This is a genomic window from Aeromicrobium panaciterrae (assembly GCF_039537165.1).
Lineage (GTDB): Bacteria > Actinomycetota > Actinomycetes > Propionibacteriales > Nocardioidaceae > Aeromicrobium > Aeromicrobium panaciterrae.
The window spans coordinates 2,459,747-2,473,009 of record NZ_BAAAZZ010000002.1; the positions used below are offsets into that span (position 1 = coordinate 2,459,747).

A 13,263-nucleotide genomic window follows, 5' to 3' on the forward strand; every position below is an offset into this window, starting at 1 on the left:
GAGAAGCGTTGCACCCATCGGGCTAGTCGCCCAGCTTCTTGCGCGCCTGGCGCGGTGTCATGGGCTCGCAGCCGTGCGCGACGGCATCGGCGACGATGCGGGGCTCGTCCTTCAACAGCCGCCACCCGCGGCGTACGAGCACCAGCGGCGACTTCCGCCCCTCGCGCAGGTCTCGCACCAGGCGCAGGGCGAACGTGACGACGCGGTTGCGGCGCAGGCAGATCGCCGCGTCGAGCATCCCGGCCGTCCGGCAGGCATCGACGATCGCCGGAGCGAAGAGTCCCTCGGCGATGAACCGTTCGCCATCGAGCGTGAGGGTGTGCGAACCCGTACGCGCGCTGGAGGCGATGTCGTAGACCGGCACGTCGGCGACTCCGGTCTCGCAGAGCGTCCGGATGGCATCGACGGCAGCAACGGCGCTCCACGAACCGACGTCGTCCCAGTCGACGATGCCGAGGCTGGAGAGTGGCATGTCAGGCTCGTCGGCGTCGCGATAGAAGTCGTCGAGGCGCAGCACGGTCCAGCCCAGGCGCGCAGCAAGATGCGACTTGCCGGAACCCGAGGGCCCAGCGAGGATCACGACGCCCACTAGCGCCGTGCAGTCTTGGTCGTCCTCATCTCGGCGACTCTATCGCCAGCCTTTCGGCGGCAGCCATCGACATCACGGCCTCGTTGGCCCGACAATCGTGCCATGAAATTCTGGCTCATTGCGATCGTGTTTGCCGTCGTGGGCCTGCCGGCGCCCGCGCAAGCAGACCCTGGTCAACCGCTCGTGGTGTTCCTGCACGGATGCGGCGCAGAACCGTCGATGTACGGGCTGGACGCATACGCTCAGGACCGCGGCTTCGTGGCGATCCATCCACGTTCGGGCGGAGACGGATGCTGGCATGGCACGGCTCAGGAGGCGGTGAGCATTCTGCAGGCCACCCGCGAAGCCGAGGAGGATCAGGAGATCGACCCATCGCGGGTGTACATCGCCGGTCACTCGTCAGGTTCGACGATGGCCGCCCTGACGGCTGAGACCTACCCAAATGTGTACGCGGCCGTCGGGATGGTGTCGGGCGCGAACGCGACGTTGAAGACGCCTGCCCGCCCGCTCCCCGCCTACATCGTGTGGGGGAGCAAGGACGCCACCACGAGCTACCTGATCGGCCGGCGGCAGCTTCTCCAGTGGTTGCTCGGCAACAAGCTTGCGACGTCCTTGGTTCCGGCGGTTGAGCTCCGCCCTGCCAAGGGCTCAGCGCCGGCCTTCGTCATCGAGCACTATCGCGGCCGGGCCAATGTGGACTTCGCGACAGGTGTCGGGATGGGACACATCCCCGATTTCTCATGGCCGGCGGTGTTCCCGGACATGCTGACGTTCCTGCTGGCCCAACGTCTGGCTTAGACGCTCGGCCGCGGTCAGACGCCGATCGGGTGCCAGACGGTCTTGGTCTCGACGAACGCCTCGAGTCGTGCCAGCGACGGCTCGGCGAGCCAGTCGACCTTCTCGGCAGGTGCGCGGAGCACGCGCTTGAGGTTCTCGGCGGACGCGACCTCGAGCTCGGCAGCGAGCGCAGCATCATCGACTCCGGCCAGGTCGAGCGCGTTGACGTCCATGTGCGACGCCAGCCAGGGCGCGATCTCGGCGGCTGATCCGGTGAGGATGTTGACGACTCCACCCGGTACGTCCGACGCCGCCATGACCTCCGACAGCGTCACCGCGGGGACGGGGTACTTCTCGCTGGCGATGACGACGACGGTGTTGCCGGTGACGATCGCGGGAGCGATGACGGACACGAGACCCAGCAGGGGCCCGGTCGGCGCGACGATTGCGACGACACCGGTCGGCTCGGGCGTCGAGAGGTTGAAGAACGGACCCGACACGGCGTTGGCGTTGCCGAGGACCTGGACGTACTTGTCGGCCCACCCGGCGTACCAGACGACGCGGTCGATCGCGGCGTCGACGAAGGTGATGGCCTTCTTCTCGGTCACACCCTCGGAGGCGCGGAGATCGTCGATGAACTGGTCGCGGCGCCCCTCCATGACCTCGGCGATGCGATAGATGACCTGGCCGCGGTTGTAGGGCGTACGAGTCGACCAGCCGCCGAACGCCTTGCGAGCGGCGACAACGGCATCGCGGGCGTCCTTGCGTGACCCCTTGGCCATGTTGGCCAGGAACTCGCCCTTGGAGTCGAGCGCCTCGTACGTGCGACCGGACTCCGAGCGCGGGAACGCGCCACCGATGTAGAGCTTGTGCGTCTTGCGCACCTCGACGCGTGCCATCAGATCGCTCCCTTGAGGTAGGCGGCGAGACCGTGCTTGCCGCCCTCGCGGCCGTAGCCCGACTCCTTGTAGCCGCCGAACGGCGAGGACGGGTCGAACTTGTTGAACGTGTTGGCCCACACGACGCCGGCGCGCAGCTGGTTGGCCATCGACAGGATCCGTGAGCCCTTCTCGGTCCAGACACCGGCAGAGAGACCGTACGGCGTGTTGTTGGCCTTCTCGACCGCCTCCGACGGCGTACGGAACGTCAGCACCGACAGGACCGGGCCGAAGATCTCCTCGCGGGCGATGCGGTGGGCCTGGGTGACGCCGGTGAAGATCGTCGGCGGGAACCAGAAGCCGCTGTCGGGGATCTCGCACTGCGCCGACCAGCGTTCAGCGCCCTCGGCGTCGCCGACGTCCGACAGCTCCTTGATGCGGGCGAGCTGCTCAGCGGAGTTGATCGCACCGATGTCGGTGTTCTTGTCGAGCGGGTCGCCGAGGCGGAGCGTCGACATACGGCGCTTGAGGCGCTCGATCACGTCGTCGTAGACGTTCTCCTGCACCAGCAAGCGCGATCCGGCGCAGCAGACGTGGCCCTGGTTGAAGAAGATGCCGCCGACGATGCCTTCGATGGCCTGGTCGAGTGGAGCATCGTCGAACACGATGTTGGCGGCCTTGCCGCCGAGCTCGAGCGTGACCTTCTTGTCGGTGCCGGCGACTGAGCGAGCGATGGCCTTGCCGACCGCCGTCGAGCCGGTGAACGCGACCTTGTCGACGTCGGGGTGGGTGACAAGCGCCTCGCCAGTCGCGCCTGCTCCGGTGATGATGTTGACGACGCCCGGCGGCAGGTCGGCCTGCTGGCACACCTCGGCGAACAGCAACGCCGTCAGGGAGGTGGTCTCAGCCGGCTTGAGGACGACGGTGTTGCCGGCCGCCAAGGCGGGCGCGATCTTCCACGCCAGCATCATGATCGGGAAGTTCCACGGGATCACCTGACCCGCGACGCCGAGTGCCTTGGGGTCCGAGCCAAGTCCGGCGTAGCCGAGCTTGTCGGCCCAGCCGGCGTAGTAGAAGAACCACTGCGACACCAGTGGCAGGTCAACGTCGCGCGACTCCTTGATCGGCTTGCCGTTGTCGAGCGACTCCAGCACCGCGAACTCGCGTGAGCGCTCGGCCATGATGCGGGCGATGCGATAGAGGTACTTGGCTCGCTCGCCGCCGGGCAGCTTGGACCAGACGGTCTCGTACGCCTTGCGCGCTGCCTTGACCGCGAGGTCGACGTCGGACGCCGTGGCCTCGGTGATCTCGGCGAGCACCTCTTCGGACGACGGGCTGATCGACTTGAACGAGCCACCCTTGCCGTCGACGAACTCGCCGTTGATGAACAGCCCGTAGGAGCTCTTGATGTCGACGATGGCGCGCGACTCGGGAGCCGGTGCGTACTCGAACTTCTTCTTGGCAGCCATGATCAGTCCAGGGTGACGTAGTCGGGGCCGGAGTAGCGGCCGGTGGCGAGCTTCTGGCGTTGCATGAGGAGGTCGTTCAGCAGCGTCGAAGCGCCGAACCGGAACCAGTCGGGGTCGAGCCAGTCCTCGCCGACGATCTCGTTGACCATGACGAGGTACTTGATCGCGTCCTTCGACGTACGGATGCCGCCGGCGGGCTTGACGCCGACCTGGCGACCGGTCTCTGCACGGAAGTCGCGCACGGCTTCGAGCATCACCAGGGTGACTGGCAGGGTCGCAGCCGGCTGCACCTTGCCGGTGCTGGTCTTGATGAAGTCGGCGCCGGCCTGCATCGCGAGCCACGAGGCCCTGCGGACGTTGTCGTAGGTCTGTAGCTCACCGGTCTCGAAGATCACCTTGAGGTGCGCGTGCGTTCCGTCGGGGCGGGCGCAGGCCTCCTTGGTGGCGACGATCTCGTCGTACACCAGGCCGTAGTTGCCGGCGAGGAACGCGCCGCGGTCGATGACCATGTCGATCTCGTCCGCCCCCGCCTCGACGGCGTCGCGGGTGTCGCCGAGCTTGATGTCGAGTGCGGCGCGACCCGACGGGAAGGCAGTGGCGACGCTGGCGACGTTGAGCCCCGAGTCGCCGAGGGCTTGCTTGGCGACCCCGACCATGTCGGGATAGACGCAGACGGCGGCCGCCGACGGGCACGTCGGATCGGTCGGATCGGGTCGCATCGCCTTGTTGGCCAGCGCCCGTACCTTGCCCGGCGTGTCGGATCCTTCGAGCGTCGTCAGGTCGACCATCGAGATGGCGAGGTCGATCGCCCACGCCTTCGAGGTGGTCTTGATCGAGCGGGTGCCGAGCCCGGCGGCGCGCGCCTCGACGCCGACCTGGTCGACGCCGGGAAGGCCGTCGAGGGTCTTGCGCAGGGAAGTCGTTGTCGTCGGGGCCACCGGTCAAGGTTAGGCCCTCCCGCCCAGCACAGGAAACTTTCGAGGCACCTCCTGTGACGTTCACCGAGTTGTCATCTTCGATACGTCGGCAACCCGTTGACACGGGTGTGGTCGAAGGGTTCTCCTTGGCCTCACTGCTTCCCGGGCGACCGGGAGTCTCATCGGGGGATGAGCCGTGCCGGTTCCTCACCGATTCCGTGTCTGAGAAGGAATGTTCGGGAGGAATGACCGTGAACACCATGTCCCGCCGGTTCGCCGGAGCCGTCACCGCAGCGCTGCTCGGCGCTCCGTTCATCGCCGCAGCACCGGCCCAGGCCGCTGACGAGGTGACCCTCAACCTGATCGGCATCAACGACTTCCACGGTCGTATCGACGCCAACACCGTGAAGTTCGCCGGGACCGTCGAGCAGGTACGCCAGTCCGGCGGCGACGCGAGCTCGCTGCTGATCTCGGCGGGTGACAACGTGAGCGCCTCGCTGTTCGCCTCCGCGGTACAGGACGACATCCCGACGATCGACGTGCTCAACGCGCTTCACCTCGACGCCTCCGCGGCGGGCAACCACGAGTTCGACAAGGGAGCCGCTGACCTGACGGGGCGCCTGAGCGACGCCGCTGACTTCCCGTTCCTCGCGGCCAACGTGTTCAAGGCCGACAGCTCGGCGTTGCTCGACAAGTACAAGATCTTCACGATCGACGGCGTCGACGTCGCCGTGGTCGGCGCGGTCACGCAGGAGACCCCGTCGCTGGTGTCGCCGGCTGGCATCCAGGGACTCACGTTCACCGATCCCACCGACTCGATCAACGACACCGTCGACGAGCTAGAGGCGCTGCCCGACCCGCCGGACGTCATCGTCGCGTCGATCCACGAGGGTGCCCCCGACGGCACCAAGACGCTCGACCAGAACGCCGCCGCGAGCCCGGCGTTCAAGAAGATCGTCGAGCAGACCGATCCCGAGGTCGACGCGATCTTCATGGGCCACACGCACCAGGCGTATGCCTATGACGCACCTATCCCGGGTGAGCCGGGCAAGACCCGGCCGGTGCTGCAGACCGGCAACTACGGCAGCAACGTCGGCAACATCAAGCTGACGTTCGACAAGGACACCGGCGAGGTGACCTCCTACACCAAGGCCAACATCGCCCGTACGACGACTGCCGACGCCGACCTCGTCTCGACCTTTCCGCGCGTCGCGGCGGTCAAGCCGATCGTCGACTCGGCGCTGGCGTATGCCGCGACCATCGGCAACGAGCCGATCGGCAAGCAGACCGCCGACATCACCCGCGCGTTCAATGCCGGCGTCGAGGACCGGGGCGGTGAGTCGACGGTCGGCAACCTGGTGGGCGACTCGTTGCTCGCCAAGGTCAAGGACACCCCGGCTGGCGCCGACATCGGCGTGACCAATCCCGGAGGCCTGCGCACGGACCTGCTCTACGCCGGCACGGGTGGCACCAACACCGACGGCGTCATCACGTACGCGGAGGCCAACTCGGTCCTGCCGTTCGCCAACACGCTCAACACCGTGACGCTGAGCGGAGCCTCGTTCAAGAAGGTCCTCGAGCAGCAGTGGCAGCGCAACGCCGACGGCACGGTGCCGAGTCGCGCGTACCTCCAGCTGGGGCTCTCCAAGAACGTCCACTACACGTTCGACTCGACCCGGCCCGAGGGTGATCGCATCACCTCCGTCACGGTCGACGGCGCACCGCTCGACGCGGCGAAGTCCTACAAGGTCGCCGTTCCATCCTTCCTCGCGACCGGCGGCGACAACTTCCGCGCGTTCACCGAGGGCACGACGGTTGACACCGGGCTGCTCGACTACGAGGCCTGGATCGACTACCTCCGGGCGAACGCCCCGGTGTCGCCCGACTTCGCCCGCCGAGCCGTCCAGGCTGAAGGGCTCAAGGGCTCGTACGGCGGCGGTGACACCGTGGCGTTCTCACTGCCCAAGCTCGACCTGACGTCGCTGGGCAGCCCCAAGAACACCTCGCTCACGGTGACACTGCTCCACGGTGGCAACGAGACCTCGCTCGGCGAGTTCCCCGTGACCGCCGGCGCCGCGTCTCCGTCGGTCAAGCTCCCGGCGGGCGTCAGCGGGCCGGCACGACTGCGCGTGGACGTGGCGCCCTCCGGTACGTCGGCGCTGCTCCCGCCGTTCGAGATCACCAAGCCGGCGTCCACCGTGGAGTCGGCGACCCTGCCCGTGATCCCGCAGGGGTCGTGGACCGTGGTCGCCGTGAAGGTCGAGGGCGTTGCCGGCACACCGACCGGCAAGGTGACGGTGTCCGAAGGTGACAAGGTCCTCGGCACGGCCACGCTGTGGCGCGGTGTCGCACTCGTGCTGACCGACGCGAGGTCGCTACCACCCGGCGAGCACCAGCTGACGGTGACGTACGCCGGGGACGACGCCAATGGTGCGGGCACCGACGTCGTCGCGGTGACCGTGATCAAGAAGCGCGGCCACTGATGAACAGGCTCGGCGGTCTCGCCCTCGGCGTGGTGCTGACGGCTGGTGTCGTCACGATGGCACCACCCGCGGGCGCCAGCCCGGCGAACGACGACGTCGTGATCGCCGAGGCCTACCTCAACGGGGGCAGCGCGGGTGCGTCCTACCTCAACAAGTACGTCGAGCTCTTCAACCCCACCGATGAGGTCATCGACGTCAACGGCTGGTCGGTGCAATACCGCTCCTACAGCTCGACGGCTGCATTCACCGGAGTCATCCCGCTGGGCGACCATCACATCGAGCCGGGCGGCAGGTTGCTCGTCGGAGGTGGTTCCAACGCCGCCAACGGCGCGCCGATCTCGCCGGACGTGGCCTCGGCCGTCTCGTTCTCCGGCAACGCCAACGGAGGCACCCTCGCGCTGGCCAGGACGACGACACCTTTGAGCGGCGACCGCGCTGCCGTGCTCGGCAACGACGCGGTGGTCGACGTGCTCGGCTACGGTGCGTCCACGACGTACGAGGGCAGCGGTCCCGCACCCTCGGGCTACTCCGTGACGAGCTCGCTCAACCGCACGGCTGCGGGCACCGACACCGATGACAACGCCACCGACCTCGCCGGCGCCGCACCGACACCGGTTGCCTGCGGCGACGCCTGCGACGGCGGCGGCGGTCCCGTCGACCCTCCCGTCGAGAAGTCGATCGCCGAGATCCAGGGCGACGGGACAACGAGCCCGTTCGCGGGCAAGGAGGTCATCACGACCGGAGTCGCCACGGCGGTCTACAAGACGGGTGGCTTCGGCGGCGCCTACCTGCAGACGCCGGGCACCGGCGGACCCCTCGACGTGGCGACGCATCACGCGTCGGACGGGATCTTCGTGTTCTCCTCGGCACTCGCCGCCGCGGTCGAGAAGGGTGACCTGGTCAGGGTCACGGGTGGGGTCAGCGAGTTCAACGGACTCACCGAGATCAGCACCTCGGCGGGCGAGTTCCAGGTGCTCGCCGACCCGACCGCGACGGTCGAGCCCTCGCCGGTCGCGTTCCCACTGAGTGCCGCACAGCGTGAGTCGCTCGAAGGGATGTTGCTCGAGCCGACCGGCCGGTTCACGATCACCAACAACTTCACGACCAACCAGTACGCCGAGATCGGTCTCGCTGATGGCGACAAGGCGCTCCCGACCCCGACCAACGTGGTCGCCCCGGGCGCCCCGGCTGCCGCGTTGCAGGCCGAGAACGACGCACGGCTCGTCACGCTCGACGACGGCTCCAGCATCAACTTCCTCAACCCGGCCAACCAGGGACTCGCCCTGCCGTGGCTGACACCCGACAACGAGGTACGCGCCGGAGCTCCCGTGACGTTCGACGATCCTGTCGTGCTCGACTACCGCAACAACCTGTGGAAGCTGCAGCCAACGCAACAGCTCACCGCTGGTGGCGACGAGCCTGTCGAGATCGGCACCACGCGTACGGCTGCTCCCCAGGCGGTCGGCGGTGACATCAAGCTCGGCACGTTCAACGTGCTCAACTACTTCACCCAGACCGTCGCCGACCACGTCGCCGCAGGTGGCACGTGCTCGACGTTCAACGACCGGGCCGGCAACCCGGTCACCGCCGACTCGTGCTCCGACAACGGTCCGCGTGGCGCCGCCGACGAGGTCAATCTCGAGCGGCAGCAGGCCAAGATCGTCGCGGCGATCAACACGCTCGACGCCGACGTCGTTTCGCTCGAGGAGATCGAGAACTCCGCGGCCGTCGGACTCACCGACCGCGATGATGCGCTGGGCAACCTGGTCGACGCGCTCAATGCGGCAGCGGGCAGCACCAAGTGGGCCTTCGTGCCCTCGCCCGCCGAGGTGCCGGCAGGGGAGGACGTCATCCGTACGGCGTTCATCTACCAGCCGTCTGTCGTGCAGACCGTCGGCGACTCCAGGATCCTGATCGGCGCCACCGCGTTCGACAACGCCCGTGAACCTCTCGCCCAGGCGTTCAAGCCGGTCGGCGGCGGCGACGCCTCGACGTTCGCGGTGATCGTCAACCACTTCAAGTCCAAGGGCAGCGGCACGACCCCGGAGGATGCCGACCAGGGCGACGGCCAGGGTGCGTCCAACCACTCGCGCACGCTCCAGGCACAGGCGCTGGTCGACTTCGCCGACGCGTTCAAGGCGTCGGCGGGGACCGACACGGTCTTCCTGACCGGCGACTTCAACGCCTACAACGAGGAGGACCCGGTCAAGATCATCGAGGCCGCCGGCTACGTCAACGTCCCGCGCAAGCTGACCGACAAGGAGACCTATCAGTTCGACGGCCAGATCGGCTCGCTCGACCACGTCTTCGCGTCGGCGGCGGCGTTCCCTGCCGTCACTGGTGCCGACATCTGGAACATCAATGCGTACGAGTCGGTGGCACGCGAGTACAGCCGCCACAACTACAACGTCACCGACTTCTACAAGCCGGACCCCTACCGGGCGAGCGACCACGACCCGGAGATCGTCGGCTTCGACGTGGACGAGGACAGCAGCGAGGTCACGGCCACCGTCAAGCCGACGAAGTACGGCCACGCCGCCGTGGTGACGCTGACGGCCACGAAGGGCTCAACGGCCTTCGTGTACGTCACCGAGGGCAGCAGGATCGTCGGCCTCGGAGCGATCATCGACGGTTCCGGTCGTGCCGTGCTCGATCCCAAGCTGAAGCCGGGCACGCACCACCTGGTCGTGCACGTGATCGGCGACAAGGAGCTCGGCACGCACGACATCCCGCTCGACCTGGTGGTCACGAAGTAGTCAGCCCGCCAACACCCGCAGCGGCGCGGTGCTGGGCCGGGCTGACGTCGCGGACTCGTCAAGGTGACTCCGACGGTTCTGGCCAAAGCGGCGACAGTACGGGCCGCGGGAGGAGAGGATGAGAGGCATGGTGAACCCTCCCGGTTGGTACCCGGACCCGACAGGCTCGTTCGACGTCAGATACTGGGACGGAGCGGCGTGGACGGCGCACGTCGTGGCGAACGAGGTCCAGACGGAGTCCCCGATCCCGGACACCGACCTCGACCAGCCGGTCGCGGCAACGTCCCCGCGCACATCGCGACGCAGGCGGAAGATCATCCTCCTGGTCTCGGCTGCCACCGCGGCTGTCGTCGCCCTCGTCGGCCTGCTCGTGCTCATCGTCGAGTACAACTCCGAGAAGGATGACCTGGCTGAGTACCGTGCGTCGGTCAAGAAGGAGTCGGCACGCCGGGTGTCCCTGCTTGAGAAGTACGAGGCACGCGATCAGGCCCTTCAGAAGGTTGTTGCTGCACAGGCCAAGATCGACAGTCTGGTCGCGAAGATGAAGAAGTCCGATTGCTACCGGACTGATCCGTGCTACGGAGCTGACGCCTGGAACAAGAACTCCAAGAAGTTGGACACGTTGTTCGATCAGCAGGAAGCGTGGAAGAACGAAAACGCCGCAGCGATCGGCGATATCCGGCAGGTGGCTCCGCCAGACGACTTGTGGATGCTCTCGCTCCTGGGCAAGGACGACAGCGCCGAGGTGAAGGCCGAGCTTGAGCGCCCGATGCCGGCCATCCGTGACGCGAGAGAGGCGATCAACAAGAGCATCGACGTGATCGATCGGTGGAACAACGACTGCAAGCCGGACAAGATCGTCTCGTGCGATGGCGATCCCGTCATTCTTGGCTCGGAGGCGTAGGCAGGCGATCCTCGTCGCCTGCTCCTGCTAGGCGCCCTAGAGGCCCAGTGCAGTCGCCAGGTCGGACTTGATCGACGCCAGGGCGGCGTCGGCGGCCGTACGAGCTGCGTCGATCGAGCCGGCGACCGGCACCACGATCTCGAGGTAGCACTTGAGCTTGGGCTCGGTTCCCGACGGCCGGCAGATGATCCGAGCGTCACGGTCGAGCTGCAGCCGGATGCCGTCGGTGGGTGGCAGCCCGTTGTAGCCCTCGGCGAGGTCGTCGACCGCGGTCACGTCGTGGCCGCCGAGCGTCGTCGGGGGAGACGTACGAAGCGTGTCCATCGCGCGGGTGATGATCGCGAGGTCCTCGACGCGCACCGACAGCTGGGTCGTGGCGTGCAGCCCGTGCTCGCGGTAGATCTCGTCGAGGCGGTCGACCAGCGTCCTGCCCTCGGCCTTCAGGCCCGCGGCGAGCTCGAGCACCGTGATGATTGCGGAGACGCCGTCCTTGTCGCGGGCGATGTCGGGTGCGACGGCATAACCGAGCGCCTCCTCGTAGCCGAAGGCGAGGTCCGCGATCTTGCCGATCCACTTGAATCCGGTGAGGGTCTGCTGCCACGGCTGGTCGTACGCGCCGGCGATCCGGCCGAGCAGGTCCGACGAGACGATCGACGAGGCATAGGTACCGGTGATCCCGCGACGCAGCAGGAAGTCGGCCAGGAGCGCGCCGACCTGGTCGCCGCTGAGCATCCGGTAGGACTCGCCGTCCCGCACGCCGACGGCGCAGCGGTCGGCATCGGGGTCGTTGGCGACGATGATGTCGGCGCCGACCTCCGAGGCGAGCTTGAGCGACAGGTCCATCGCCCCGGGTTCCTCGGGGTTGGGGAAGGCGACGGTCGGGAAGTCAGGATCGGGTTCGGCCTGCTCGCGTACGACGTGCAGCGCCGGGAAGCCCGCTCGCGCCACCGCTTCAACGAGGGTGTCGCGTCCGACTCCGTGCATCGGGGTGTAGACCGCCACGATCTCACGCGGCCCGTCGGACGGCAGCGCCACGACGGCCTCGACGTACGCCTCGGCGACCTCGGGACCCAGCAGCTCGTACGCGTCGCTCCGCGGCAGCTCGTCGACACGACCGACCCGGTCGATGGCGTCGGAGATCTCGGTGTCCTCCGGCGGCACGATCTGGCTGGAGTCGGCGAGGTAGACCTTGTAGCCGTTGTCCTGCGGCGGGTTGTGCGATGCCGTGACCATCACCCCGGCGCTGCAGTGCAGGTGCCGGATCGCGAAGGCGAGCACGGGTGTCGGCAGGTGCGTCGGCAGCAGGTGCGCGTGCACCCCGGCCGCCTCCATGATCTCGGCGGTGTCGCGCGCGAAGACGTCGGAGTTGTGGCGGGCGTCGTAGCCGACCACGACCGACGGCTTCGGCTCGCGCTCGAGGAGGTAGGCAGCGAGTCCGGCGGCGGCCTGGGCGACGATGACGCGGTTCATCCGGTTGGGGCCTGCTCCGAGGGCGCCCCGGAGCCCGGCGGTGCCGAACTGCAGCCGACCGGAGAACCGGTCCTCGAGCTCGGCCGCGTCGTTCGCGTCGATCAGGGCCTGCAGCTCGTCGCGGGTGACGGGATCAGGGTCTTGGCTCAGCCACTCGCGGGCCTGCTCGACGACGCCCATCAGATCCTCGGCAACACGTCGGCGAGCAGGGCGCCCATCCGTGATGCGGCGGCCTTGCCGGCCTCCAGCACCTCTTCGTGGTTGAGCGGCTCGCCGGAGATGCCGGCAGCGAGGTTGGTGACCAGCGACAGCCCCAGCACCTCCATGCCGGCCTCGCGAGCAGCGATGGCCTCGAGCACGGTCGACATGCCGACCAGGTCGCCACCTATGGCCCGCACCATGGTGATCTCGGCCGGCGTCTCGTAGTGGGGGCCGGGGAACTGGACGTAGACACCCTCATCGAGGCTCGGGTCGACCTCGCGGAACATCGCGCGCAGGCGCGGCGAGTAGAGGTCGGTGAGGTCGACGAAGTTGGCGCCTTCGATCGGCGACGTCGCGGTGAGGTTGATGTGGTCCTTGATCAGGACCGGGGTGCCGGGCACCCAGGCGGGGTTGAGACCGCCGCAGCCGTTGGTCAGCACCATGGTCTTGACGCCGGCGGCAGCGGCGGTACGTACGCCGTGCACGACCGATGCGACCCCGCGACCCTCGTAGAAGTGCGTCCGGCCGAGGAACACCATCAGGCGTTTGTCGCCGAGCGGCACCGAACGGATCGTGCCGCCGTGCCCGGCCACCGCGGGAGCGCTGAACCCGGGGAGCTCGCCGACCGGGATCTCGAACTCCGGTTCGCCGAGGGCGTCAGCGGCGGGAAGCCAGCCCGAACCCATGACGAGAGCGGTGTCGTGCTGGACCCCGCCGGTACGCTCGCGGATCGCGTCGGCGGCCTGCGTTGCACGCTCTTGGTAGGCACTGTGGGAGGTGGTCACCCGCCGTACGTTATCCGGTGCACTGCGGTGAGAG

10 protein-coding genes are annotated in these 13,263 nt (G+C 67.9%); 4 read left to right on the forward strand and 6 right to left on the reverse strand.

Annotated features, from left to right (window positions below; translation table 11 throughout):
* Positions 1 to 22 precede the first annotated feature (22 nt).
* A complete protein-coding gene (locus ABD683_RS12940) occupies positions 23 to 580 on the reverse strand; it encodes an ATP-binding protein (protein ID WP_344770368.1) in 558 nt (185 codons plus the stop codon).
* A 111-nt stretch (positions 581 to 691) separates the two neighbouring features.
* On the opposite strand from ABD683_RS12940, the gene ABD683_RS12945 reads away from it, so the two are divergent.
* Complete coding sequence (locus ABD683_RS12945) at positions 692 to 1,387, forward strand: CE1 family esterase (protein ID WP_344770369.1); 696 nt, start codon at positions 692 to 694, stop codon at positions 1,385 to 1,387.
* A 14-nt stretch (positions 1,388 to 1,401) separates the two neighbouring features.
* Here the strand turns inward: ABD683_RS12945 and ABD683_RS12950 are convergent, their stop codons facing one another.
* Genes ABD683_RS12950 through deoC form a run of 3 tightly spaced genes read right to left on the reverse strand, consistent with a single transcriptional unit; the run spans position 1,402 to position 4,651 of the window.
* The gene (locus tag ABD683_RS12950; protein WP_344770370.1) at positions 1,402 to 2,265 is read right to left on the reverse strand and encodes an aldehyde dehydrogenase family protein; all 864 of its coding nucleotides are present in this window, start codon (positions 2,263 to 2,265) and stop codon (positions 1,402 to 1,404) included.
* The gene (locus ABD683_RS12955; protein ID WP_344770371.1) at positions 2,265 to 3,713 is read right to left on the reverse strand and encodes an aldehyde dehydrogenase family protein; all 1,449 of its coding nucleotides are present in this window, start codon (positions 3,711 to 3,713) and stop codon (positions 2,265 to 2,267) included. Before ABD683_RS12955 ends, ABD683_RS12950 begins: the two co-directional genes overlap by 1 nt.
* Positions 3,714 to 3,715: 2 nt before the next feature.
* Complete coding sequence (gene deoC / locus ABD683_RS12960; protein ID WP_344770372.1) at positions 3,716 to 4,651, reverse strand: deoxyribose-phosphate aldolase; 936 nt, start codon at positions 4,649 to 4,651, stop codon at positions 3,716 to 3,718.
* Positions 4,652 to 4,890: 239 nt separating this feature from the next.
* Here deoC and ABD683_RS12965 point away from each other — a divergent pair, with 239 nt between their 5' ends.
* The 3 genes from ABD683_RS12965 to ABD683_RS12975 all read left to right on the forward strand — a co-directional run bounded on the left by ABD683_RS12965 (position 4,891) and on the right by ABD683_RS12975 (position 10,773).
* Positions 4,891 to 7,113: a 5'-nucleotidase C-terminal domain-containing protein gene (locus ABD683_RS12965; protein ID WP_344771601.1), complete on the forward strand. Its 2,223-nt coding sequence runs from the start codon at positions 4,891 to 4,893 to the stop codon at positions 7,111 to 7,113.
* Positions 7,113 to 9,869: an ExeM/NucH family extracellular endonuclease gene (locus ABD683_RS12970; RefSeq protein WP_344770373.1), complete on the forward strand. Its 2,757-nt coding sequence runs from the start codon at positions 7,113 to 7,115 to the stop codon at positions 9,867 to 9,869. The genes ABD683_RS12965 and ABD683_RS12970 overlap by 1 nt, the downstream gene beginning before the upstream one ends.
* 127 nt (positions 9,870 to 9,996) lie before the next feature.
* The gene (locus tag ABD683_RS12975) at positions 9,997 to 10,773 is read left to right on the forward strand and encodes a DUF2510 domain-containing protein (RefSeq protein WP_344770374.1); all 777 of its coding nucleotides are present in this window, start codon (positions 9,997 to 9,999) and stop codon (positions 10,771 to 10,773) included.
* A 36-nt stretch (positions 10,774 to 10,809) separates the two neighbouring features.
* Here ABD683_RS12975 and ABD683_RS12980 read toward each other — a convergent pair whose 3' ends face one another.
* Together ABD683_RS12980 and ABD683_RS12985 are read right to left on the reverse strand one after the other, a co-directional pair.
* Positions 10,810 to 12,423, reverse strand: a complete 1,614-nt coding sequence (locus ABD683_RS12980) for a phospho-sugar mutase (protein ID WP_344770375.1) — start codon at positions 12,421 to 12,423, stop codon at positions 10,810 to 10,812.
* Complete coding sequence (locus ABD683_RS12985; protein WP_425548508.1) at positions 12,423 to 13,229, reverse strand: purine-nucleoside phosphorylase; 807 nt, start codon at positions 13,227 to 13,229, stop codon at positions 12,423 to 12,425. The genes ABD683_RS12980 and ABD683_RS12985 overlap by 1 nt, the downstream gene beginning before the upstream one ends.
* Positions 13,230 to 13,263 lie beyond the last annotated feature (34 nt).

Bases quoted from the DNA above. Each gene is read 5' to 3' on its own strand.
- ABD683_RS12975 (WP_344770374.1), top strand. From the start codon at position 9,997: ATGGTGAACCCTCCCGGTTGGTACCCGGACCCGACAGGCTCGTTCGAC.
- ABD683_RS12945 (WP_344770369.1), top strand. From the start codon at position 692: ATGAAATTCTGGCTCATTGCGATCGTGTTTGCCGTCGTGGGCCTGCCG.
- ABD683_RS12980 (WP_344770375.1), bottom strand. From the start codon at position 12,423: ATGGGCGTCGTCGAGCAGGCCCGCGAGTGGCTGAGCCAAGACCCTGAT.
- ABD683_RS12955 (WP_344770371.1), bottom strand. From the start codon at position 3,713: ATGGCTGCCAAGAAGAAGTTCGAGTACGCACCGGCTCCCGAGTCGCGC.
- ABD683_RS12965 (WP_344771601.1), top strand. From the start codon at position 4,891: ATGTCCCGCCGGTTCGCCGGAGCCGTCACCGCAGCGCTGCTCGGCGCT.
- ABD683_RS12970 (WP_344770373.1), top strand. From the start codon at position 7,113: ATGAACAGGCTCGGCGGTCTCGCCCTCGGCGTGGTGCTGACGGCTGGT.
- ABD683_RS12950 (WP_344770370.1), bottom strand. From the start codon at position 2,265: ATGGCACGCGTCGAGGTGCGCAAGACGCACAAGCTCTACATCGGTGGC.